At 67.3% G+C, this 21,270-nt stretch carries 23 protein-coding genes; 14 read left to right on the top strand and 9 right to left on the bottom strand.

Annotated elements, in window-relative coordinates; genetic code table 11:
* Positions 1 to 8: 8 nt before the first annotated feature.
* The 3 genes from NP511_RS11110 to NP511_RS11100 all read right to left on the bottom strand — a co-directional run bounded on the left by NP511_RS11110 (position 9) and on the right by NP511_RS11100 (position 2,292).
* A complete protein-coding gene (locus NP511_RS11110) occupies positions 9 to 968 on the bottom strand; it encodes an ABC transporter permease (protein WP_049965137.1) in 960 nt (319 codons plus the stop codon).
* Positions 965 to 1,897, bottom strand: coding sequence for an ABC transporter ATP-binding protein (locus tag NP511_RS11105; RefSeq protein WP_049965138.1), 933 nt, complete (start codon positions 1,895 to 1,897; stop codon positions 965 to 967). Before NP511_RS11105 ends, NP511_RS11110 begins: the two co-directional genes overlap by 4 nt.
* A gap of 125 nt (positions 1,898 to 2,022) precedes the next feature.
* Positions 2,023 to 2,292, bottom strand: a complete 270-nt coding sequence (locus NP511_RS11100; protein ID WP_049965139.1) for a DUF7967 family protein — start codon at positions 2,290 to 2,292, stop codon at positions 2,023 to 2,025.
* A gap of 120 nt (positions 2,293 to 2,412) precedes the next feature.
* On the opposite strand from NP511_RS11100, the gene NP511_RS11095 reads away from it, so the two are divergent.
* The 9 genes from NP511_RS11095 to NP511_RS11055 all read left to right on the top strand — a co-directional run bounded on the left by NP511_RS11095 (position 2,413) and on the right by NP511_RS11055 (position 10,345).
* Positions 2,413 to 3,069, top strand: coding sequence for a hypothetical protein (locus NP511_RS11095; RefSeq protein ID WP_049965140.1), 657 nt, complete (start codon positions 2,413 to 2,415; stop codon positions 3,067 to 3,069).
* Positions 3,070 to 3,095: 26 nt separating this feature from the next.
* On the top strand, positions 3,096 to 4,850 hold the full coding sequence (locus tag NP511_RS11090) for an excinuclease ABC subunit C (protein WP_049965141.1): 1,755 nt from the start codon (positions 3,096 to 3,098) through the stop codon (positions 4,848 to 4,850).
* Between the two features lie 80 nt (positions 4,851 to 4,930).
* Entirely contained in the window at positions 4,931 to 5,233 is a 303-nt protein-coding gene (locus NP511_RS11085; RefSeq protein ID WP_049965142.1) for an SUI1 family translation initiation factor, read from the top strand.
* A 76-nt stretch (positions 5,234 to 5,309) separates the two neighbouring features.
* Entirely contained in the window at positions 5,310 to 5,786 is a 477-nt protein-coding gene (locus NP511_RS11080) for a GNAT family N-acetyltransferase (RefSeq protein ID WP_006648606.1), read from the top strand.
* A gap of 78 nt (positions 5,787 to 5,864) precedes the next feature.
* Complete coding sequence (locus NP511_RS11075) at positions 5,865 to 6,347, top strand: GNAT family N-acetyltransferase (protein WP_006648605.1); 483 nt, start codon at positions 5,865 to 5,867, stop codon at positions 6,345 to 6,347.
* Between the two features lie 98 nt (positions 6,348 to 6,445).
* The gene (nrfD, locus tag NP511_RS11070; protein ID WP_049965143.1) at positions 6,446 to 7,777 is read left to right on the top strand and encodes an NrfD/PsrC family molybdoenzyme membrane anchor subunit; all 1,332 of its coding nucleotides are present in this window, start codon (positions 6,446 to 6,448) and stop codon (positions 7,775 to 7,777) included.
* A 189-nt stretch (positions 7,778 to 7,966) separates the two neighbouring features.
* Entirely contained in the window at positions 7,967 to 9,193 is a 1,227-nt protein-coding gene (locus tag NP511_RS11065; protein ID WP_049965144.1) for a putative manganese transporter, read from the top strand.
* A gap of 103 nt (positions 9,194 to 9,296) precedes the next feature.
* Positions 9,297 to 9,758: a hypothetical protein gene (locus NP511_RS11060; RefSeq protein ID WP_049965145.1), complete on the top strand. Its 462-nt coding sequence runs from the start codon at positions 9,297 to 9,299 to the stop codon at positions 9,756 to 9,758.
* Positions 9,759 to 10,063: 305 nt separating this feature from the next.
* Entirely contained in the window at positions 10,064 to 10,345 is a 282-nt protein-coding gene (locus NP511_RS11055; RefSeq protein WP_233274324.1) for a hypothetical protein, read from the top strand.
* Here NP511_RS11055 and uvrB read toward each other — a convergent pair.
* Together uvrB and NP511_RS11045 are read right to left on the bottom strand one after the other, a co-directional pair.
* Positions 10,342 to 12,399 (bottom strand): excinuclease ABC subunit UvrB, encoded by a 2,058-nt coding sequence (uvrB, locus tag NP511_RS11050; protein ID WP_049965147.1) that lies wholly within the window; start codon positions 12,397 to 12,399, stop codon positions 10,342 to 10,344. The genes NP511_RS11055 and uvrB overlap by 4 nt on opposite strands.
* A 200-nt stretch (positions 12,400 to 12,599) precedes the next feature.
* Positions 12,600 to 13,334 carry a DUF4397 domain-containing protein gene (locus NP511_RS11045; protein ID WP_049965148.1) on the bottom strand — a complete coding sequence of 245 codons (735 nt, stop codon included), beginning with the start codon at positions 13,332 to 13,334 and terminating at the stop codon, positions 12,600 to 12,602.
* A 283-nt stretch (positions 13,335 to 13,617) separates the two neighbouring features.
* On the opposite strand from NP511_RS11045, the gene NP511_RS11040 reads away from it, so the two are divergent.
* On the top strand, positions 13,618 to 13,887 hold the full coding sequence (locus NP511_RS11040; protein ID WP_006648598.1) for a DUF7553 family protein: 270 nt from the start codon (positions 13,618 to 13,620) through the stop codon (positions 13,885 to 13,887).
* A gap of 27 nt (positions 13,888 to 13,914) precedes the next feature.
* Here NP511_RS11040 and NP511_RS11035 read toward each other — a convergent pair whose 3' ends face one another.
* On the bottom strand, positions 13,915 to 15,045 hold the full coding sequence (locus tag NP511_RS11035; protein WP_049965149.1) for an ORC1-type DNA replication protein: 1,131 nt from the start codon (positions 15,043 to 15,045) through the stop codon (positions 13,915 to 13,917).
* Between the two features lie 123 nt (positions 15,046 to 15,168).
* On the opposite strand from NP511_RS11035, the gene NP511_RS11030 reads away from it, so the two are divergent.
* On the top strand, positions 15,169 to 15,507 hold the full coding sequence (locus NP511_RS11030) for a hypothetical protein (protein WP_006648596.1): 339 nt from the start codon (positions 15,169 to 15,171) through the stop codon (positions 15,505 to 15,507).
* A 48-nt stretch (positions 15,508 to 15,555) separates the two neighbouring features.
* Here NP511_RS11030 and NP511_RS11025 read toward each other — a convergent pair whose 3' ends face one another.
* A complete protein-coding gene (locus NP511_RS11025; RefSeq protein WP_049965407.1) occupies positions 15,556 to 17,598 on the bottom strand; it encodes a MutS-related protein in 2,043 nt (680 codons plus the stop codon).
* Positions 17,599 to 17,808: 210 nt separating this feature from the next.
* Here NP511_RS11025 and NP511_RS11020 point away from each other — a divergent pair, with 210 nt between their 5' ends.
* On the top strand, positions 17,809 to 18,768 hold the full coding sequence (locus tag NP511_RS11020) for a DUF368 domain-containing protein (protein WP_049965150.1): 960 nt from the start codon (positions 17,809 to 17,811) through the stop codon (positions 18,766 to 18,768).
* 38 nt (positions 18,769 to 18,806) lie between these two features.
* Here the strand turns inward: NP511_RS11020 and NP511_RS11015 are convergent, their stop codons facing one another.
* Positions 18,807 to 19,376, bottom strand: coding sequence for a DUF6789 family protein (locus tag NP511_RS11015; protein ID WP_049965151.1), 570 nt, complete (start codon positions 19,374 to 19,376; stop codon positions 18,807 to 18,809).
* Positions 19,377 to 19,490: 114 nt separating this feature from the next.
* Here NP511_RS11015 and larE point away from each other — a divergent pair, with 114 nt between their 5' ends.
* Positions 19,491 to 20,336, top strand: coding sequence for an ATP-dependent sacrificial sulfur transferase LarE (gene larE / locus NP511_RS11010; protein WP_006648592.1), 846 nt, complete (start codon positions 19,491 to 19,493; stop codon positions 20,334 to 20,336).
* A gap of 238 nt (positions 20,337 to 20,574) precedes the next feature.
* Positions 20,575 to 20,931, top strand: coding sequence for a hypothetical protein (locus NP511_RS11005; RefSeq protein ID WP_006183246.1), 357 nt, complete (start codon positions 20,575 to 20,577; stop codon positions 20,929 to 20,931).
* Between the two features lie 41 nt (positions 20,932 to 20,972).
* Here the strand turns inward: NP511_RS11005 and NP511_RS11000 are convergent, their stop codons facing one another.
* A complete protein-coding gene (locus NP511_RS11000; RefSeq protein WP_049965152.1) occupies positions 20,973 to 21,257 on the bottom strand; it encodes an amphi-Trp domain-containing protein in 285 nt (94 codons plus the stop codon).
* Between the last annotated feature and the right edge of the window lie 13 nt (positions 21,258 to 21,270).

Genomic DNA, 21,270 nt, shown 5'->3' with positions numbered 1-21,270 from the left:
TCCGTCGATCAGATGTCGACGCGGTCGAACCGGTAGAGCGCGACGGCGATCGGCACGGCGATCCAGAACAGCAGGATGACGAAGCTGAACCAGTCCTGCAGGAAGAAGGGCAGCCCGTCGGGGAACGCCGCCTCGTTGTACGCCGTCCCGATCTGATCGCTCGAGAGGGCGCTGAAGATCGTGATCGTGTTCTGGTAGGCGTTGCCGGGATCGATCATGTCGATGAACAGCGCCCAGTCGGGGAGCCGGGTGAATTCGAGCTGTCGACCGCCCGGCCCGGAGACGGTATACGCGACGCCCTCGAAGTAGTCGCGGTTCATCAGGAGCCGAAGCGCCTGCTGGATCGAGTTCCAGACGATGTAAAACAGGACGAAGACGCCGAACATCGCCGCGCCGGCCATCGTCGTCGAGCGGGTCAGCGACGACAGCGAGACGGCGATGCTCATGTACGCCAGCGCGTACAGCAGCGTCATCACCAGGAAGCCGAGATACGCGGGCAGGGAGAACTCCGAGACCGCGAAGGCGACGGCGACCATGGCGATGAGGAAGCCGATAATCAGGGACAGCGAGAGGACGGCCGTCCGGCCGAGCAGCTTCCCGAGGAGGACGTCCTTCCGGGAGTGGGGCAGCGACAGGAGAACCTTGATGCTGCCGCTCTCGCGCTCGCCGGCGATGGACTTCCAGCCAAGCACCAGCGCGATCAGCGGGATCACGAGCTTGGTCACCTGACTGATCGTCCCGATGAAATCGAGCGTCGTGAAGTCGTCCGGGTTCGCCCACGCGAGGAAGCCGGCAAGTACCGCCATCAGCGTGAAGAAAAAGACGGACAGCCCCCAGAACAGCCACGAACGGATCGAGTCCTGGAAGTCCTTCTTCGCGACCGCACGAACGCTCTCTGGGTTGATCGAACTCGAGGCCGACCCGCTCGTGCCTGCCGACTCCGCCGGCGTCCCGGTTTCGGAACTCATCGAGCATGCACCTCCGTCCCGGCGTCAGTCGTGTACGACTGGAAGACGTCCTCGAGCGACGCCTCCGTGGTCTCGAAGTCCGTGATCTCGATGCCGCGGTCCTCGAGCGCCGAGAGGACGGCCGTCTTCGAGCCGTCGACGGTGACGACGACCGTCGGCGGCTCGTGTCCGTCGACGGTGGCGTCGCTTACGTCGGGTAGCGAGCGGACCGCCTGCAGGGCGTCGTCGTCGATCCGGTCGACGGTGACCCGAAGGGTCGTGCCGCCCTCGACGGAGTCGCGCAGTCCCTCGACGGAGTCTTCGGCGACCATCCGGCCGTCGCGCAGGATGCCGACGCGGTCACAGACCGCCTCGACCTGCTCCATGATGTGACTCGAGAAGAAGACGGTCGCACCGCGTTCGTTTTCCTCGCGGACGATCTCGCGCATCTCGCGGGCCCCGTTGGGGTCGAGGCCGGTAGAGGGCTCGTCCAGAATGAGGAGATCGGGCTCGCCGACAAGCGCCATCGCGAGCATGAGCCGCTGGGCCATCCCCTTCGAGTAGCCGCCGGCCTTCCGGTCGATCGCGTCGACCAGACCGACGCGTTCGAGCAGCGCTTCGGGGTCGTCGTCGGCGTCTTTCGACTCGATGGCGAACTCGAGGTGTTGGCGGGCGGTCAGGCGGTCGTAGAGTTCGACGCCTTCGGGGAGGACGCCGGTTCGACGCCGGATCTCGCGGCTGTTGTGCTGGGCGTCCATACCGAGGACGCTGACCTCGCCCGCAGTCGGCCGGGCGAAGTCCAGGATGACGTTGATCGTCGTCGACTTGCCAGCACCGTTGGGACCGAGGAAGCCGAACACCTCGCCCTCTTCGACCTCGAAAGAGAGGTCTTCGAGCGCGAGGGTCTGACCGAAGCGTTTGGTCAGCTCGTCGACTGTGATAGCGGGCATGGCCGTGTGGTCGCAGCGTTTCCCGATAAGGTTTGTGACATCAGGAGTCTGCCGAAGAAGGACCATATCGGCCGTGACAGCCGTACTGTATCCTTATTTCTCACGTTTCGGGGGTGGAGAGAGAGTCAGATCGGGTCGTCGGGATCGTATTTGTCCGCGGTCCGGTCGACCTCCGTCGCGTAACGCTTGCGGGTCTCCTCGTCGGGCACCGGCTCGAGTTCGTCCTCGGGGACCTCGGTGGCCGCGGTGACGGTCGCGCCGGTCCGCAGCGCCGTCGAGGAGCGCTGTCGTTGCTGGTAGCGCGAGCCGTCCGGCGTCGCGTAGACGAGCGTGACGAAGTCGCGGTCGCCCAGTTCCCGTTCGACGAGCCAGCACTGTACCGTCGAGTCACTCATACGCGTCGGGTTGTCCCCCGACGACCGAGAATGTACCGTGTTCGAGCGGCTCGGAAGGCGCTCCCTACACGCGTGAACGGAGCCCGACGTACTTGGGCCGCGGGCTGGGAGCGGCGACCGATGGCCAGAGCGCAGGGCGATCGGGCCACCGCGTGGACCGAGCGCGTCGAGCAGTTGTGTGACGAGGGCGAGCGGATCGACCACCGCGCCGACCTCGAGGCGGCGACGCTCGTCGTCACGAACCGCCGGCTGTTGGCGTTCACTCCCGACCGGGACGGCCGGAACTTCCGCGCCGTCGATCGACCGAACGTCGGCACGGTGACCGTCGAGTCGACCGATCGGCTCGCGTGGCTCGTCCTGTCGCTTGCCGCGGCAGTCGTCGGCGTCGGCCTGCTGGAGGCGTCGCAGGCGACCCTCGGCGGTCTCGTGCCAGTCGGGCTCCCGTCCGCACCGGGCCTCCCGCCGGTGTCCGACCTCGCTGGAGCCGTCCGCGAGGGCGTCGGGACGGCGCTGCTCGTCCTCGAGTGGGGCGCGGTCGCGCTCGCCCTCACTGCGCTGCTCTTTGCGGTCGTTTTCGCTGTGGGCTACGTCCGCTCGCGGTCGCGACGGCTGGTGATCCGGGTCAGCGGCGGGGCCGATCTCGCGGTTCCCGTCACCGACACAGCGGTCGAGGACGGCGTCGTCGCCGACCTCGAGGCCGCGATCCGACCGGAGCCGATCGACGGGGGCGGCGGTCGGAGCGAGGGACACGAAGCGGACGGCGAGGAGTCAGGCTGAAATTCCCTGCCTCCATAGGGCCGCCGATGGAAGCCGATGGGGTTCGCGAGCGCGCCGGATCGTTGCCCCGCGAGCCCGGCGTCTACCAGTTCCGGGACGGGGAGACCACCCTCTACGTCGGGAAAGCCGTCGATCTGCGCGACCGGGTGCGGTCCTACGCCGACCCCCGCAGCGCGCGGATCCGGCGGATGGTCGATCGGGCCGACGACGTCGAGATCGCGGTCACCGACACCGAGACGCAGGCCCTGCTGCTCGAGGCGAACCTGATCAAGCGCCACCAGCCCCGCTACAACGTCCGGCTCAAGGACGACAAGTCCTACCCGATGGTCCAACTGACCGACCACGACGCACCCCGGATCGAGATCACCCGCGATCCCAGCGAGTCGGCGACGGTATTCGGGCCCTACACCAGCAAGACGCAGGTCGAGACGGTCGTGAAGGCCCTGCAGGAGACCTACGGGGTTCGGGGGTGTTCGGAACACAAGTACTCGGGGCGGGACCGACCCTGCCTCGACTACGAGATGGGGCTCTGTACCGCACCCTGCACCCGCGAGATCGATATCGAGAGCTACCGCGAGGACGTCACCGCCGTCGAGCGGTTCCTCGAGGGCGAGACCGGGATCCTCGCGGACCCGCTGCGCCGCGAGATGGAGGCCGCCGCCGAGAGTCAGAACTTCGAGCGCGCGGCGAACCTGCGGGACCGGCTCGAGACCGTCGAGGCGTTCCACGGCGAGGGGGGCGAGGCCGTCCAGTCGGTCGGCGACGAGCGGGGCGTCGACGTGCTGGGCGTCGCTATCGAGGGCGAGGACGCCACCGTCGCCCGCCTGCGTGCCGAGGACGGCAAGCTGGTCGACCGGGACCGCCACACGCTCGAGGCCCCCGGCTCCGCGGGAAGCGATAGCGCGATCGGCGGGGGCGTTCCCGCGGTGCTGTCGGCGTTTCTCGTCCAGTACTACGCCGAGCGCGAACTGCCCGACGCCCTTCTCCTACCCGAGCGCCACGGCGACGGGGAGGTTGCGGCGTGGCTCGCGACCGAGGGCGTCTCGGTCCGCGTGCCGGGTGCGGGCCGGGAGGCCAAACTGGTCGAACTCGCGCTGAAGAACGCCCGGCGCAACATGGGCCGGCGCGACGAGTGTGCGATGCTCGCCGACGCCCTCGAGATCGAGTCGGCGAGCCGGATCGAGGGGTTCGACGTGAGCCACGCCCAGGGAACGGCAGCAGTCGGCAGTAACGTCGCCTTCGTCGACGGCAGCGCCGAGAAGGCGGAGTATCGGCGGAAGAAACTCACCGATCAGAACGACGACTACGACAACATGCGGGCCCTGCTCGAGTGGCGCGCGACCCGCGCCGTCGAGGGGCGGGACGACCGGCCCGATCCCGACCTGCTCCTGATCGACGGCGGCGCGGGTCAGCTCGAAGCGGCCCGGGACGCGCTCGCCGAGGCGGGCTGGGAGGTGCCGGCGATCGCGCTGGCCAAGGCCGAGGAGCGCGTGGTCACGCCCGAGCGGTCGTTCTCGTGGCCCAGCGACGCGCCACACCTTCACCTGCTCCAGCGGGTCCGCGACGAGGCTCACCGCTTTGCCGTGCAGTACCACCAGACCGTCCGCGACGAGGTCTCAACGGTGTTAGACGACGTGCAGGGGGTCGGTCCCGAGACGCGCAAACGGCTGCTGGGGCGGTTCGGCAGCGTTGAGAACGTCCGCGAGGCGAGCCTCGAGGACCTCCGGAGCGTCGAGGGGGTCGGCGAGAAGACGGCCGAGACGATCAAATCGCGGCTGTAGGCCGGCGCGTCGGCGGTCGCGTCGACCCCGTTGCGAGGGCAAGGACAGGGCTATCCCCCGGCCGGACCCCATGATACCGTATGGCAGGCAACGACGACGACCTCGACGACCTGCTCGACGAACTCGACAGTCAGGGCGACCTCGAGACGTCCCAGCAGGTGCTGTCGATCCGGACCGAGAGCCGCCGGTACGACAAGCCGGTGACGATCGTCGAGGGGTTCGACCTCTCGAAAGCGGAGATCGAATCGACCGCCTCGGACCTGAAGAGCGCGCTGGGAACCGGCGGGACGGTCGCCGACGGGGGACGTATCGAACTTCAGGGTGACCACCGCGATCGGGTGCCGGAACTGCTTCGCGAGCGGGGGTTCGACGTGCGGGAGTGAAATCGGTCGCGATGGCAATATTCGCCGGCCCGGCCATGTCAGCGAGTTATTTATGTCTCACGTTCGATGATGCGGTATGAACGTTCGATCCGCGACGGAAGACGATTTCGACGCGATCACGGCCGTCGCTCGCGCGACGTGGCACGATACGTACGACGAACTCGACGCCGAGACCATCGACGACACCGTCGACGCGTGGTACACCGACGACTCGATGCCGCTCGAGGCCCCCGGAACGGTCGTTCTCGTCTGCGAACGCGACGACGAACTCGTCGGCTTCACCCATGCGGTCGCACAGGGAGAGACCGCCGACGTCCTCCGGATGTACGTCCACCCCGACCACCAGGGCGAGGGGGTCGGCTCGGCGCTTCACGAGCGGCTGATGGCGACCCTCGAGGAGACCGAGGCCGAGGAAGTCCGCTCGTTCGACTTCGCGTTCAACGACGCCAGCCGCCGGTTCTACGAGGGGCTGGGCTTCGAGCAGACCGACGAGGGCGAGGTCGAGATCGACGGCGAGTACTACCCCGAAGCGGTCTACACGCTCGAACTGTAGCCACCCGCCGAGCCGATCGACGAGGGGACCTAACTGAGCGGGTGGAAGGGCTTTGTTACTCGCTATCGTAGTCCCGGTATGGAACTCCGACCAGCCACCCGCGAGGACCGATCGGCGATCAGACGCGTCGCCCGGGCGACGTGGCACGACACCTACGACGAACTCGACGCCGACACCATCGACGAGACCATCGACGAGTGGTACGGCGACGAGGCCCTCGAGATGGCGCTGTCGAAACCCGGCACCGCGTTCCTCGTCGCCGAGAAAGACGGAGACATCGTCGGCTTCACCCACGGCGTCGTCACCGAGGACGAGGGCGATGTTCTGCGGATGTCCGTCCACCCCGACCACCAAGGCGAGGGGATCGGCACCGGACTCTACGAGCGGCTACGCGAGGACCTCCAGGACTTCAACATGGAGCGGATGCGGGCGATCGACCTCGCCTCGAACGAGGGCGGCCGCGAGTTCTACGAGGATCACGGGTTCGAGCCGACCGGCGAAGACGACGTCGAGATCGGCGGCAAGCAGCGGCGCGAAGTCGTCTACACGCTCGAGCTGTGATCACACCGCTTGACCGGTGAGACCGCGATGATCGACAGTGTCCTTGCAAATTCATAGCACGGATGCAAGTGGGCCGCTAGTGAGAGATAGTGTCGCACATGGGGACGAAAACGCCGAGCGAGGCCGACATTCTGCGGCCGATCGGGTCGGTATCGACAACGTATTTCATCATGGTTGCCATCGCTGGGCTGGCGTTTCTCGCCTTCCTCATCGGGTGGGCCTACCAGCTCCAAGAGGGGTTAATCGTCACTGCCCTCGGTGACTGGGGAAGCGGCGGTGGCGCCACGTGGGGGATCTACATCGGTGCGTTCATCTGGTGGGTCGGCATCGCCCACGGCGGAATCATCCTCTCGGCCGCCGTCCGCCTGTTGGGGATGGATCGGTACATGCCGGTCGCCCGCCTCGCCGAGCTGCTGACCATCGCCGGGCTCTCCGCAGCTGGCTTTTATATCATCGTCCACCTCGGTCGGCCGGACCGGATGGTCACGAGCGTCATCGGTCACTACCACATCACGATCCACGGCTCGCCGCTGGTGTGGGACGTGACCGTCATCACGGCCTATTTCGTGTTGACGGCGACCTATCTCTCGCTGACGCTGCGGTACGACGTCAGTCGGCTCCGTGATGACCTTCCGGATCGCCTGGATCCGATCTACCGGTTCATGACGATCGGCTACACCGAAAAAGAGGACGCGATCGTCGAGCGGATGGTCTGGTGGCTCGCGCTTGCGATCATCATCATGGCCCCGCTGCTCCTCCATGGCGGCGTGATCCCGTGGCTGTTCGCCGTGTTGCCGAACTATCCGACCTGGTTCGGCGGCGTACAGGGGCCCCAGTTCCTTACCATCGCACTCACGTCGGCCATCAGCGGCGTCATTATCCTCGCCTATTCGTTCCGACGCGCGTACGATTGGGATCACATCATCACCGACGACATCTTCCGCGGACTGCTCCTCTGGCTCGGCTTCTTCTGTCTGCTCTTCCTGTGGCTGCAACTCCAGCAGAACATTACCGGCCTGTTCCAGGCCCCCACCGACCTGACGATCGCAGCGTTCGCCAGAGCCACGAACCCCATCTACCTCACGTCGATGTCGTTGGTCTTCCTGACGCTGTCGTACATCTTCGCCCAGGCGATTCGCCCGACGCTGTTTACCAAGCGACGAGCGATCGTCTCCGGCCTCGCCGTCCTCACTGCGACGATCATGGAGAAGGTGCTGTTCGTCGTCGAGGGGTTCCTTCACCCCACCTTCGACATCTACGAGGCCGTCCCGGGCGTCTACGTCCCGGGACTGATCGAGGTCCTGTCGATCCTCGGGACGATCGGCATGGTGGCGCTCATCTTCCTGACCGTCTCCAAGGTCTTCCCCGTCGTCGAACTCCACGCGATCGAACACCTCCGGGACGACCACCACCGGGACGACCGCGAATAGCGACGACGCCGTTTTCGACCGCCACCGTCGTGACCCCTTCCGCGCCCGTCTTCGCACTCAGCGGCCGCCTCGAGCCTCCGTCACAGCCCGACTGTCGCCACCAGCAGCTATTTACCTGATGGTGCTAAACCTAGGTTTAGAGATGTCTAATCTTTCGGTCGATCGGCCTCACAGTAGGGGTGAGGTCGCGTGAACGAGGTCCTGACGGTCCTCCTCGGGTCGCTGCGGGACGGCTACGTACAGGTGAGCGCGTTCGTCGCGGTCACGGTGCTGGCGTTCGGCCTGGTCCAGTACTGGACCGGCGGGGCCGTGATTAGTGCCATCGAGGACAACGAGCGGCTACAAGTCGCCTTCGGCGGATTACTGGGACTGACGCCGGGCTGTGGCGGCGCGATCGTCGTGATGCCGCTGTACGTCCGCGGGACGGTCAGCTTCGGGACGGTGGTCGCGACGCTGGGTGCCACCGCCGGCGACTCGGCGTTCGTCATCCTCGCGCTCGCGCCCGAAGCGGCGCTGTACTCCTATGCCATCGCGTTCGCCGCATCGGTCGCGACCGGCTACCTCGTCGACTCGTACGGCCTCGGCGTCTCCCGGATCGACGCCGCAGTGGCCCAGCTCTCGCCCGCCGCGACGCCGGACGGCGGCACCGTCGTCAACGGCGGCGTCGGACCGAACCCGGCCCACGACTACGGCGGTCCGGCCCCGACTCACGCCCACGAGAGCGGCCCCGACCGGGAGTCACGGATCCTCACGCCGCTGTCACACCTCGCGCACGTCGTGTGGTGGATCGCCGCCGCGGCTGGGCTCGTCCTCGGCTCGCTCTATCTGTTCCGCGGCGGGCCCGAAATCCCGCTCACAACCGGCCTCGGCTTCGACGGCCTCTTTACCATCGTCGGGATCACCGGTGCGGTCCTGTCGCTGTACCTCTACCTGATCGGTCGTCACTACGTCGGTGAAGGGGAAATCGCACGGGCTCGAGACTCCTTCAAGTCGGCCTACGATACGCTCACCCACGCGGCGATGGAGACGAGCTTCGTCACCGTCTGGGTGCTGGTGGCCTTCCTTGTCTACGAGTACGTCGTCCTCTTCAGCGGGGTCAACGTCGCGACGCTCGCGGCGACGGCCGGCGTGCTGGCCCCGATCGGCGGCGCGGCGGTCGGGCTGATCCCCGGCTGTGGTCCCCAGATCCTGCTGGCCAGCGTCTACGCCGAAGGCGGACTGCCCTTCTCGGCGCTGACCGCGAACGCGATCGCACAGGACGGCGATGCCCTGTTCCCGCTGCTGGCCGTCGACGCCAAAGCAGCCATCGTCGCCACGATATACAACTTCCTGCCGGCGGTCGTCGTCGGCGTTGCGCTCCACCTGCTGTGGGGGCCGGTCTTCGGGATGGCGGAGTTCGGGTTCGGCGTGCTGTGAGGTTCCTGCGATCAGAGACGCCGATCGACTCCGTGTTCCGATCGACTGATTGTTGCCTTCTCTCGTCGGAAAGTATTTGCTGACGATCGCTCATACGACGGGTATGCACCGCCGCGCCCTCCTCGGTCACACTGCGAGTACAGCGGGCATCGTCGGGCTCGCCGGGTGCGCCCTGCCGTCGACGAACACCGGTCCCGAGCGGAGCGACCGCGCGACGCTCGAGCGCATCGTCCTCGAGACCGAGACGGGCCAAGCGGAGCAGATGGCGCTGACCCTCGTCTATGCGCCCCGAGACGACTCGACGAGCCGTCCAGTCTGGGGGGAGTACACCGTTCCGGCGTCCGGCGAGGCACTGACGGTGAGCGATTTCGACGGCGCGCCGGGCGTCTACAGTTTGACCGCTCAGTCCGTTACCCACGACACTGTCGCGGTGGTGTCGTTCAATTCGTACGGCGACGCCGTCGGGAGCGGACCCCACCAGTTCGAAGTCGTGATCACGGGATCGGGCGACGTCTGGACGAACCTGAACGAGGCCGGCGAACCCGTCTCGGTACCCGGACAGTAGGCGTTCACTGCCGGTATTTGTCGCTCGAGAGCGCTCGGCGGCGGAGAACGAGACGAATCGTGTTCGTCGACGACGGACGGGAGCGCTCGAGGCGTCCGCAGTAGTTTCCACACAGTTAACAGTAGTTATAAGTTACAGTGTGCCAACATTCAACCGGAAGCCCGTCTCCGAACGCCCGACCGGTTGGGGGCGGCCGTCGAAACGCCCCGGGTGCTGGAACCACCCGAGACTGGCTTCCAATCCCACGAGGGATTCAAAGCCATGAAATCGTACATTCTACCGGGATATAAACGTCCCGCACGACGGTGGAATCAACTCCAGCGACCAGCGACGGCACCCGATCGCGGGGATCGGCCACGCCCCCCGCGGAGGAACCGATGAGCGACGCCCCCGACTCGAGGCCGGTCCACTCCGAACCGGCCGACGATCCGGCCGACGAGTGGTCGGTCCCCGACTGCCCCCGCTGCGGTCGCCCCGTCTGGGTCGTGACCGTCACCGGCCCCGGCGTCGGCACCGCTTCGCCCTGTGGCTGTCCCGTGGTGCCGGGTAGCCTCGAGCGGGAGAACGGCACGGAATCGAAGCGCTAGAACTCCTCGGTCGGCGGCGCGATCCCCTCGTCTTCCTCGCCTGCGAGGTCGAACTCCGCCCGAACCTCCCGAATCCGATCCCGAATGTCGGCAGCCAACTCGAACTCGAGGTTGTTCGCGGCCTCCTGCATCTGGGTCTCGAGTTCGTCGATGTAGCGGGCGGCGTCGTCCTCGTCCTCGAGTTCCCGGCCGGAGACCTCGGTGGTGTCGGTCTTGGCTCCGGGGAGGTTCGTCTCGCCGATCTCCTTCTCGATGGTGGTCGGCTCGAGGTCGTGGTCCTCGTTGTACTGCTGCTGGATTTCCCGGCGGCGCTGGGTCTCCTCGATCGCCGACTCCATGGCGTTCGAGGGCTCGTCCGCGTAGAGGACGACCTCGCCGTTGACGTTTCGCGCGGCTCGGCCCATCGTCTGGACGAGCGTCGTTTCGCTCCGGAGGAAGCCCTCCTGATCGGCGTCCAAGATCGCCACTAGCGAGACCTCGGGGATGTCGAGTCCCTCCCGCAGGAGGTTGATGCCGACGAGGACGTCGATCTCGCCCAGCCGGAGCGAGCGGATGATCTCGTGGCGCTCCAAGGTGTCCGTCTCGTCGTGCATGTAGGCCACGTCGACGCCCGCCTCCTCGAGGTACTCGGTCAGGTCCTCGGCCATGCGCTTGGTGAGCGTCGTCACGAGGGTCCGCTCGCCGCGGTCGATGCGGTCGTCGATGCGGTCCAGCAGGTCCTCGACCTGCCCCGTCGCGTCCGCGACTTCGATCGCGGGGTCGACCAGATGCGTGGGTCGGACGATCTGTTCGACGATCTGCTCGCTTTCCTCGCGCTCGTAGTCGGCTGGCGTCGCCGAGACGTACAGCGTCTGGTCGGTCTTTGCCTCGAACTCCTCGAAGGTCAGCGGGCGGTTGTCGTACGCGGTGGGCAATCGAAAGCCGTTCTCGACCAGCGAGTCCTTGCGGGACTTGTCGCCCTCGTACTGGCCCTTGATCTGGGGCAGGGTCTGGTGGGACTCGTCGACGACGGTGAGGAAGTCGTCGGGGAAGTAGTCGAGCAGGGTGTAGGGCGCTTCGCCCGACCGGCGGTCCGAGAGGTAGACCGAGTAGTTCTCGATCCCCGAACAGTAGCCCGTCTCTTCCATCATCTCGAGGTCGAACGTCGTCCGCTCCTCGATGCGCTGGGCGGCGATCATGTCGCCCTGCCGTTCGAAGTAGGCGATCCGGTCGTCGAGATCGTCGCGGATCTCGTCCATCGCCCGCTCGAGTTTCGTCTCCGGGATGGAGTAGTGTTCCGCGGGGTGGACCAGCACCGCCTGCTGGTCGCCCTGCGTCTTTCCCTCGAGGGGGTCGACCTTGACCATGCGGTCGATCTCGTCGCCCCACAACTCGACCCGGACCGCGTACCGGCCGTACATCGGGTAGATCTCGATCGTGTCGCCCCGGACCCGGAACGTGCCCTGCGTGAAGTCGACGTCGTTGCGCTCGTAGTTCAGATCGACCAGCTGAGCGAGCAACTCATCGCGGCCGATCTCCTGGCCCACCTCGAGACGCAGGGACATGTCGACGTAGTTGCGCGGGTCACCGAGGCCGTAGATCGCGGAGACGGAGGCGACGACGATGACGTCTTCCCGCGTCAGCAGCGAGCGGGTCGCGGAGTGGCGCAATCGGTCGATCTCGTCGTTGATCGAGGCGTCCTTGTCGATGTAGGTGTCGGTCTGTTCGACGTAGGCCTCGGGCTGGTAGTAGTCGTAGTAGGAGACGAAGTACTCGACGGCGTTGTCCGGGAAGAGGTTGCGAAACTCCTCGTAGAGCTGGGCCGCCAGGGTCTTGTTGTGGGCGATCACCAGCGTCGGCTGCTGGATTTCCTCGACCACCCACGAGACCGTGTTCGTCTTCCCGGAGCCGGTCACCCCGAGCAGCGTCTGTTTGTCCATGCCCTCGCGGAAGCCCGCGGCCAGCTGTTCGATCGCCTCGGGCTGGTCGCCCGCGGGTTCGAAGGGCGCGTCGACCGAGAACGGTCGGTCGACGTCGGGACGGTCCGGCTGGAGGGGTCCTTGCGCGTCGCTCATTAGCGGCATCAGGGGCTCGAGCCACTTGACCCGCTCGCATGTCGCATCGGCTCCTGGCGGCGGGTCGCGACGAACACTGTGGCCGCCGAAACCGCCGGGTCCGGCAGCCGTCGACGAGGTGGCTCACCGGACCGTCGTGTTCGATGGCGAACCGTCACGCTGACCGCGGCGCTGTCTCGCGATCGGGCGTGTACCGACCGTCAGTGGTTACTGTCGGTGGAGTCGTCCCCCTCGTCGGCCATCGGCCCGTCGACCGTCGGCTCGACGGTGAACATCGGATCGGCCTCGGTCGGCGGCTCGAGGTAGCCGATCGCGTACGCGGAGTAGGCGGTGCCCCGCTCGAGGGTCACGTCGAACGAGGCCACGGCTTCCTCGCCGCCGGCCGGCCGGACCGAGACGGTGCGCGCCCCGGCCGGCACCGGGACGTAGTCGGTCGCGTCGGTAAATGCCACGTCCTCGAAGACCGGCTCGCCGTCGGCGTAGACGTCGACGGCCGGCGCGTCCGGCGACGCGTGAACGAGCCGGACGAGCGCCGAGCCGGCGTCGACCAGGACCGCTGGCTGGAAGGTGTCGGCCTCGAGTTCGCCGATCGCGGCGACGGTGTAGAACGCGGCGCCGAACGTCACGTCGCCCTCGAACGCGACCGTCTCCGGATCGCCTGCGGCCGTGATCATCACCGTGTAGGTTCCCGGGTCGATCTCGAGATAGGGCGAGACGTCACCGTAAGCCACGTCCGAGAGGACGCGGTCGCCCGCGACGTAGACGTCGACGTTCGGTGCGTCCGGCGAGAAGTGTGCGATCCGGACGGCCGCTCCCTGCGTGCCCGTCGAGCCATCGTCGTCGGATTTCCCGTCGACCGATCGCTCGTCGTCTTTATATTCGCCGACGGCGAACGCGGTGCCACTCACCGCAGTCAGTCCGCCCGCGATGCCCATCGTTTTCAGGGCCGTTCGTCGTGATACTGGCATGATGCAACCGGATCCGGGGACTGGGACCGAAAAAAGCCCGCAGTCAGTATCACGAGTAGTGTCGCCGTTTCCACGGGACGACCCGCGCGTATCCGGCTCCTGTCGTCGGTAGGCCCCTCGTATTCGAGACGTGCCAGTCCGTAGCGGACGGCTACAGCACTCGCAGTCTCACCCCGAGCGGCCGCTCGTTTGCCCCCACGTGGCGATTGCCCGCCCAATCGTTATGACTCGAGTCGCCGTCGGTCCGCCCATGACGGAGCAACTCCAGCAGGCCCGAGACGCCCTCGAGGCGGCCGCGAAGTCGGCCGAGAGCGACGAGGTCCGCGAGGACATCCGCGAGACGACCGACGCGTTCGCCGACTACGCGATGAGCGACACGAAACCCGACCACGCCGTCCTCGACGAGCGGCTCAACGCCCTCCGGCAGGCCCGCGAGCGGGCCGACGGCGACACGGAGGCGAAACTCGAGTCGGCCATCGAGGCGGCCGAGGACTACCGCAGGACCATCGACCAGGTCTGAGCTGGCGGTATCGACCGCGGACAGGTGCTACTCGAGTCGTTCCAGTACCGCGTCTTTCTCGTAGGACAGCGAGAGCGACCGGGAGCGGCCCCGCCCCTCGACGTCGGCGTAGTCCGCGTCGATCAGCCCGAGCTGGTCGAGCTTGTTGACGATCTCGGAGTAGCGCGTGTAGCCCAGATCGGTCCGCTCGTGGAAGGCCTCGTAGACCGCGCCGGCCTGCTCGCCGTCGTTGTGGGCGATGACCTCGAGCAGCGCCTGCTCGGTGTCGGTCAGCCCCGACAGCGACCGCGAGAGGTTGATGTATTTGGACTTCTCGTAGGCCGTCTCGACGTCCTCGCGCTCGACGGTACGGCTGGCCCGCATCTCGGCGTTGAGTCCGGCCCGGCGCAGCAGGTCGATCCCGACCCGCAGATCGCCGCTCTCGGCGGTGAGTTCGGCCACGTACTCGAGGGTATCGCGGTCGATGACGCCCTCGTGGAAGCCGCGTGTGACCCGTTCGGCGAGGATGTCGACGATCTCGGGTTGATCGTAGACCGGGAAGTAGACGTCCTCCGGGCGGAAGACGCTCTGGACCCGCGAGTCGAGTTCGTCGATCACGTCGAGTGCGGGATCGGAGGAGACGACGACGACGCCGATCTTCGCGCCGGGGTACTCCTCGTGGGCGCGCAACAGCGAATAGAGCGTGTCGCTCGCCTCGTTCTCGTAGAAGAGGTAGTTAACGTCGTCCAAGGCGACCACGAGGACCTTGTCCTCCTCGACGAGTTTCTCGGCGATCTGGCCGAACAGCTTCTTAAAGGAGATGCCCGAGGAGGGCGGTTCGTAGTCGAAGGTACCCTCGAAGAGCCGCGAGAACACGGAGTAGCGGGTCGCGTTGACCTGACAGTTGACCCGAATCGTCCGCGCGTCGCTCGTCTGGGCCCCGACCTCGTCGAACAGCTTCTGGATCGCCGTCGTCTTGCCCGTCCCGGGCGGGCCGCGGACGACGACGTTCAGCGGGCGCGACCCCCGCACCGCCGGGCGCAAGGCATAGGTCAGACTCTCGGTCTGGCCCTCGCGGTGCTTGAACGTCTCGGGGACGTAGTCGATCTCGAAGACGTGTTCGTCCCTGAACACGGATTCGTCCCACGACAACATCCCCTCTTCGGGGTCGTCTCCCATCACTTTCACCCTGCTTCCGCAGCGTCTTAAGGGTTGGTGACCGGCTCACACGCTCGGTCGATACCAATCATGCCTCTGTGTAACAATACATAATTGTTAATATTCACCATATGGATGGGTATCATGGATATGATCGGACCGGACCCACCCGAGGCGATCCCCGACTTCCTGCTCGAGCAGTTCGAGGACTGCTCGCCCGAGACCCTACGGGGAATCGGCGAGTACGCCCGCTCGGAGACGTACATCGCACCCGACGGGATGCCCGACTCGGTGAAGGAGGCGTTCGCACTCCAGGACGACGAGACGATCGCCGCCGTCGCCGCCTACGTCGACGACCTCGCCGAGTTCCTCGAGATGAACGACGCCGAGTCGCTCGCGGCGCTGACCGACGACGGGGATGACGGCGAGAAGTGGGGGCACAAGAACATCCTCGAGTGGCACGGCGGGAGCCCGCAGAAGTAGGGTGAGCCGGGTGACCGACTGCTCACGTCGCCGGTTCGTCCCGCTGTACTAGTCGAACTTCTCGAGCAGGCGATCGTAGAAGACCGGCTCGGGGTCGCCGTCGTTCGGAGCGCCGCCGTTCGCTGCGACCGCCTCGTCCCGGGCCTCGTCGGCCAACTTCTCGACGATCAACTCCGGCGTCGACCGCGCCAGGTGGTCTTTGACCGGCGAGCGGTTGACCTCGAGTTCGCCATCGACGAGACCCACCGCCTCGATGCCGTCGACGGTCACGTCGAAGCCGGCCATCTCGCGGATCTCGCCCGCCAGATGGGAGACGAACACCGCGGTCGCGCCGTTCTCCGACAGTGCCTCCAAGATGCCCGCGATGATCTTCGCCGAGGCGCCGGGCTCGGTGATGCTCTCGAGTTCGTCGACCAGCACCAGCGACCCCTCGCCGCCCTGGGCGAGGTCGGCGAACTCCCGCACCGTCGATTCGAAGGCCCCCGCGTCTAGCGTCCCCTGGGTCTTGGCGTGGTAGTGCAGGTCGTCGAACCGCCGCAGGCGCACGTTCTCGGCGGGGACCGGCAGCCCCATGTGGGCCAGCACGACGACGCTTGCCACCAGGTCCAGCGTGGACGTCTTCCCACCGCTGTTGACCCCCGACAGCAAGGCGACGCCCGAGACCGCGTAGTCGACGGGGTCGATCGCCTCGAGGGGTTCGTCGAGCAGCGGCGACCGGCCGCCCTCGATCGCGAAGCCGGTCCCTCTCGCCTCGCCCGCCGGGACGAACTCGGGCATCGTACACCCGAAATCCCGCGCGAAGCGGGCGATCGCCAGCTCCACGTCCAGCTCGAGTGCGTCCCGGACCAGTTGGCGGGCTCCCTCGCGCTGGTCGGCGAGGTCGGCAGCGAGCTCGCGTTTCAGGCGGCCGGCGCGGCGCTCCTTGGCCGCGGTCAGCTCCTCGCGAAGCCGGCCGATCGCGTCCTCGTCGCGCTCGACGGGAAACGTGGGCTCGTCGCCGAACGCGCGGCGGGCGATCTCGCTCTCGCCCTGATCGAGATCGAGCGCGTCGACGAGGTGGTCGCGGGCGGCCTCGACGGCCGCGGCGTACTCGTCGGCCAGCTCCCGCGAGAGCAAGGAGTCGACGCCGGCCCCGCGCTCGACCAGCGATAGCAGGTCCGAGCCCTCGATCGTGACGTCCTGCTCACGGATCGCCTCCCGTAGGCGGTCGTTGGCGACGCTCTCGGCCGCGCTTGCCGCCGCGTCCAGATCGTCGACCGCCGTCGTCAGGCGGTCGAGTTCGTCGTCGCCCGCGACCGTGCCGTCCTCTGCCAGCCGCGAGAGGCCGTTCTCCAAGGCCGCGAGGTCACAGGCCGCGTCCATGTCGGCGGCCCGGTGGACCGCGACGGCGGCCCCCAACCGATCGCGGTTCCGCGCGAAGAACGCGAGGGGACGCTCGGGAACGACTTCGGCCGGGTTCTCGAGGGCGTCGGGCCGGACCTGCACGTCGCCCTCGATGGTGACCCCGGCGAAGGACTCGTCGAGGGCGATCACCGTCGAGTACCCCCGTGCGAGTTCGGCCAGCCCCTGTGCGTCCTCGACGACCTCGACGGAGAGTTCCGGGATCGCCTCGCGGGCCGCCGAGTAGCGCTCGGCGTCGGTCGTCGCCAGACACCGCTCGCGGACCCGTACGTCGCCCGGCTCCCGGAGCGGCTCGAGCCCCTCGAGGGCCTCGAGGACGGCGGGATCGGGCTCGCGCTCGAGGGCCTCGGCCGCGAACGCCCGCACCTCCTCGATGCGCGAGCGCGTCGGACTCGGGTAGATCGTCTCGAGGCGCTGGGCGGCGTAGTCGGTCACGGTACGCTCCTCGAGCAACGCGAGGACCTCGCGGTAGATCTCCCGGGCACGGTCGGTCGCGAGGAACCCGCCAGGGTCGTCGTGATCGCGACGGATTGCCCCCCGCGCGATGCGGGCGGCCCGCCCCTGTGAAATCCCCGGCGCGGCCGCGATCGCGGCCACGTCGCCGGCCCGCAGCGCGCGCTCGGGATCGTCGAGTTCGGCCAGCGCTCGGGCCGTCTTCTCGCCGACGCCCGGAATCGACTCGAGGTCCATAGTCTCGACCGGCGTATCAAACCGGAGCGAGAAAAAGTTCCCGCCCACGTCGGCAGGCGCACGATCAGGCTCGCGTGTCGTCCCCGCGACACACGGGCTGACAGCGTTGTCGACCATTTATACGAGTGGACGGGAACCTACCGGACATGCAGTCGAACCGGCGATCGCGACCGACCCCCACCACAGGACCGGAACGACGGAACCGAACCCATGGAGTATGACCGATCCGAGGCCGTCGGCGACCGCCTCGAGTTGCTTCGGACCTACGGCTACGGGCTCTGTATGGGGACCGCCGACGCCCTGCCGGGGGTCTCGGGCGGCACCGTCGCACTCCTGCTGGGCTTTTACGGCCGGTTGATCGCCGCCGTCACCGCCTTCACGCCGAGCCGGGCCATCGCCGTCCTGCGTGGCTACCATCCCGATCGCCGGGCCCGGGCGCGGGAGGCGCTCCTCGAGTTGGATCTCGACTTCCTGCTCCCGTTGGGCGTCGGAATGGTCACCGCCGTCGTCCTCATCGCCGATCTCGTCTCGTCGCTGGCCGAGTCCCATCCGATCGCGATCTTCGGCTTCTTCACCGGGCTGATCGCCGCCTCGGCGATCACGCTCGGGCGGAGCCTCGAGTTCGCCTCGCCGACCCACGTCGCCGCCGGGATCGCGGGGACGACGCTGGCCCTGCTGGTCGCCGCCGACGTCGTCCAACTGCCCGGGAGCGGCCCCGCGGTGATCCTCGTCGCCGGCGCGGTCGCGATCAGCGCGATGATCCTCCCCGGCATCTCCGGTTCGCTGATCCTGATCCTGCTCGGTCAGTACGTCTTCCTCTCGAGCGAACTGAGCGCGTTCGTCCGCGCCGCGCTGGACCTGCTCGGCGGCGGCTCGCTCTCGGCCGTCGTCGATCCGGGGACGACCGTCGCGCTGTTCGTCGCCGGCGGGCTCGTCGGCCTCGTGACGATCGCCCGCGTCGTCCGCGCCGCGCTGACGCGCAATCGCGGGGTGACGCTGCTCTTCCTGGTCGGTCTCATCGCCGGCTCCGTCCCCGCACCCCTGCACAACATCGGAGAAACCACCGCCTGGACGACCGAGACGATCGCACTGACCGCCGCGTGGGCCGCCGTCGGTGCGATCGCGTTGTTCGCGCTCGAGCGACTCGTCGGCGGCTTCGATCCGGAGTAACCGAGCGGGCCACCGAAGCCGCGTGATCGGAGCCGCGATCAGTTGCCGTCGTCGTACTCGTACTCCCGGTCGGGGTCCGCGACGCCCTCGGTTCGGGAGCCGACCCAGGCCCCCAGCGACAGGCCGTAGACGAGGTGACCGGCGTGGAACAGGGCGAGTTCGTCGGCCTCGAGGCGGATGTCCAGCAGTCCCTGCAACACGACCTGCACGCCGACCGCCGAGAGGACCATGCCGTAGATCGAGCCCCAGACGAGCCCGCGCTGTTCGGGCTCGATGGACCGGCCGGCGGTGTACAGCGAGAACAGCCCGCCGAAGAGCGCGCCCGAACTCACCCCGTAGAGCAGGTGCAGTGCGATTCCGGGAATGGGGTGATCGTCGGGATCGCCGCCGGCGACGTACTGTGACCAGAAGTTCGCCGACGGCGGCAGCGATCGCAAGAGTGGGAGTCTGAAGGCGGTCATAAGCAGCGTCGCGACGACTCCACCCTGGATCCCGCGGGCCACCGCGTCGGCGAGGTGTTCCTCGCGGGAGTGGGCGTCGACGTCGCTGGTGTGGCCCTCCGTGTCGGTGATCGACCGCAACCGTCGCAGGTGATCTGAGACAGCCATGATGGTCTGAACACGCGCCCTACCACCGACGGCGTCTTAACGGCTCGGCGCGCGGATTACGGCCGTCGGACCGACGACAACGTGCTTTTGCCCGTCGGGACCCAACGTCGGGCCATGACAACGCTCGAGGCGAAACTCGAGGCCGCCCGCGCGGATCTCGCCGCACGTGACGGGGTCGTCGTGGCCTTTTCCGGCGGCGTCGACTCGAGCGCCGTGGCCGCGATCGCCCACGACGCGCTCGGCGAGGACGCGATCGCCTGCACCGCCAAAAGCGAGACCCTCCCCGAGGCCGAACTCGCGGACGCCCGCCGGGTGGCCGACGAGATCGGGATCCGCCACGAGATCGTTTCCTTCTCCGAACTCGAGAGCGACGCGTTCGTCGAAAACGACGACGATCGCTGCTATCACTGCCGGACGATGCGGCTGGGCGAGATGCTCGAGACCGCCCGGGAACTCGGCGTCGGGACGGTCTGTGACGGGACGAACGCGGACGATCCGGGCGCTGGCCACCGGCCCGGGCTGCAGGCCGTCGAGGAACTGGACGTCCACTCGCCGCTGCTGGCTCACGACATCTCGAAGGACGAGGTCCGCGAGATCGCCGACCGATACGATCTCTCGGTCGCGGACAAACCCTCGATGGCCTGTCTCTCCTCGCGGATCCCGACCGGACTCGAGGTCACCGAAGACCGACTGACCCGGATCGAACGGGCCGAGGCCCTGCTCCGACAATGGGGGTTCGACCAGTTCCGGGTCCGTGACCACGACGGGCTGGCCCGCATCGAAGTCGCACCCGACGAACTCGAGCGGGCGCTCGAACGCGAGTTCGTCGAGACGGTCCGCGCGGAACTCTCGGAGCTGGGGTTCGACCACGTCACGCTCGATCTACACGGCTACCGGACCGGCAGCGTCAGCCCCGACGAGGCGTCCGGCGGCGAACAGACCGTCATACGGGACGACTGACCGCCCCGGGTGCGCGCCGTCGGAACCGACCGGTGGCGACCGACCGGATATCGAACCCCGCCGTCGATTTCCGGGAGTTCACCGATCGTCCGAATAGACCACGGATACGAACACGCACAGTCAGAATATAATCCAATTCTCGGCAGGAAATTCCCCATCTCTCGAATACCTGGACTACCGTCCGATAATATTGCACATTGCGATACGAACGTGGCACTCGGGTCGGTATCAGTGACCGATGGAAGCCGACGTGCCGCTCGAGTGGACCACCGAAGAGTCTCGGACGTATACCCCGGCCGATACGGACCGAGAGATGCAGTATCGGACGTATCGTCACGAATCGGGAGACCTGCGGCTGAAGGTCGCGCCGGCCTCGCTGGAGGGCGAGGACCACCCCGGCTACGCGCTGACGGCCACGAGCTATCCCGGGCTCGATCTCTCGGAGACCATCCGGGTCAGAACCGTTCTGACGTTCGAACGCTGTAACCGGATCGCCAGCGATTTCATGGACCTGTTTTCGGCCAGCTACGACGGCCCGGGCTCGCTTGAGGAGGCGCTGGACTACGCCCACGAGCGAACGCGCGAACACCGCTGACGGCGCGCTTCGGGGCCGATCGGGGGCCGGCCGGCGGTCGCTTACTCGATCTCCAACTCCCCGCTCCCGCCGTCTCCACCGTTGTCCTCGTCCCACTCGAGTTCGAACTCGACGCTCAGTTCGCCCGGACCGTCGGCCGGTCCCTCGCGCTCGGCCTTGACCTCGAAGGTGGGCCGGGCGGGCGGCTCCATCGTCACGGAGTCGGCACCGGCCGTGAGCGTGATCGATTTTCCGTCGTCCAAGTTGTCGGCGACGCGACGCAGCATCGACGCGATCTCCGCTCGGCTCTGTTCGGTTTCCGATTTGAAGAGTACTTCTTCGGGCATGGGTGACAGTACG

This window comes from Natrinema thermotolerans (assembly GCF_031165565.1).
Classification (GTDB): Archaea; Halobacteriota; Halobacteria; order Halobacteriales; family Natrialbaceae; genus Natrinema; species Natrinema thermotolerans.
This window is presented reverse-complemented; position numbering and strand designations above follow the sequence as displayed.

Bases quoted from the DNA above. Each gene is read 5' to 3' on its own strand.
- NP511_RS11110 (WP_049965137.1), bottom strand. From the start codon at position 968: ATGAGTTCCGAAACCGGGACGCCGGCGGAGTCGGCAGGCACGAGCGGG.
- NP511_RS11105 (WP_049965138.1), bottom strand. From the start codon at position 1,897: ATGCCCGCTATCACAGTCGACGAGCTGACCAAACGCTTCGGTCAGACC.
- NP511_RS11100 (WP_049965139.1), bottom strand. From the start codon at position 2,292: ATGAGTGACTCGACGGTACAGTGCTGGCTCGTCGAACGGGAACTGGGC.
- NP511_RS11095 (WP_049965140.1), top strand. From the start codon at position 2,413: ATGGCCAGAGCGCAGGGCGATCGGGCCACCGCGTGGACCGAGCGCGTC.
- NP511_RS11090 (WP_049965141.1), top strand. From the start codon at position 3,096: ATGGAAGCCGATGGGGTTCGCGAGCGCGCCGGATCGTTGCCCCGCGAG.
- NP511_RS11085 (WP_049965142.1), top strand. From the start codon at position 4,931: ATGGCAGGCAACGACGACGACCTCGACGACCTGCTCGACGAACTCGAC.
- NP511_RS11080 (WP_006648606.1), top strand. From the start codon at position 5,310: ATGAACGTTCGATCCGCGACGGAAGACGATTTCGACGCGATCACGGCC.
- NP511_RS11075 (WP_006648605.1), top strand. From the start codon at position 5,865: ATGGAACTCCGACCAGCCACCCGCGAGGACCGATCGGCGATCAGACGC.
- nrfD (WP_049965143.1), top strand. From the start codon at position 6,446: ATGGGGACGAAAACGCCGAGCGAGGCCGACATTCTGCGGCCGATCGGG.
- NP511_RS11060 (WP_049965145.1), top strand. From the start codon at position 9,297: ATGCACCGCCGCGCCCTCCTCGGTCACACTGCGAGTACAGCGGGCATC.
- uvrB (WP_049965147.1), bottom strand. From the start codon at position 12,399: ATGAGCGACGCGCAAGGACCCCTCCAGCCGGACCGTCCCGACGTCGAC.
- NP511_RS11045 (WP_049965148.1), bottom strand. From the start codon at position 13,334: ATGGGCATCGCGGGCGGACTGACTGCGGTGAGTGGCACCGCGTTCGCC.
- NP511_RS11040 (WP_006648598.1), top strand. From the start codon at position 13,618: ATGACGGAGCAACTCCAGCAGGCCCGAGACGCCCTCGAGGCGGCCGCG.
- NP511_RS11035 (WP_049965149.1), bottom strand. From the start codon at position 15,045: ATGGGAGACGACCCCGAAGAGGGGATGTTGTCGTGGGACGAATCCGTG.
- NP511_RS11030 (WP_006648596.1), top strand. From the start codon at position 15,169: ATGGATATGATCGGACCGGACCCACCCGAGGCGATCCCCGACTTCCTG.
- NP511_RS11025 (WP_049965407.1), bottom strand. From the start codon at position 17,598: ATGGACCTCGAGTCGATTCCGGGCGTCGGCGAGAAGACGGCCCGAGCG.
- NP511_RS11020 (WP_049965150.1), top strand. From the start codon at position 17,809: ATGGAGTATGACCGATCCGAGGCCGTCGGCGACCGCCTCGAGTTGCTT.
- NP511_RS11015 (WP_049965151.1), bottom strand. From the start codon at position 19,376: ATGGCTGTCTCAGATCACCTGCGACGGTTGCGGTCGATCACCGACACG.
- larE (WP_006648592.1), top strand. From the start codon at position 19,491: ATGACAACGCTCGAGGCGAAACTCGAGGCCGCCCGCGCGGATCTCGCC.
- NP511_RS11005 (WP_006183246.1), top strand. From the start codon at position 20,575: ATGGAAGCCGACGTGCCGCTCGAGTGGACCACCGAAGAGTCTCGGACG.
- NP511_RS11000 (WP_049965152.1), bottom strand. From the start codon at position 21,257: ATGCCCGAAGAAGTACTCTTCAAATCGGAAACCGAACAGAGCCGAGCG.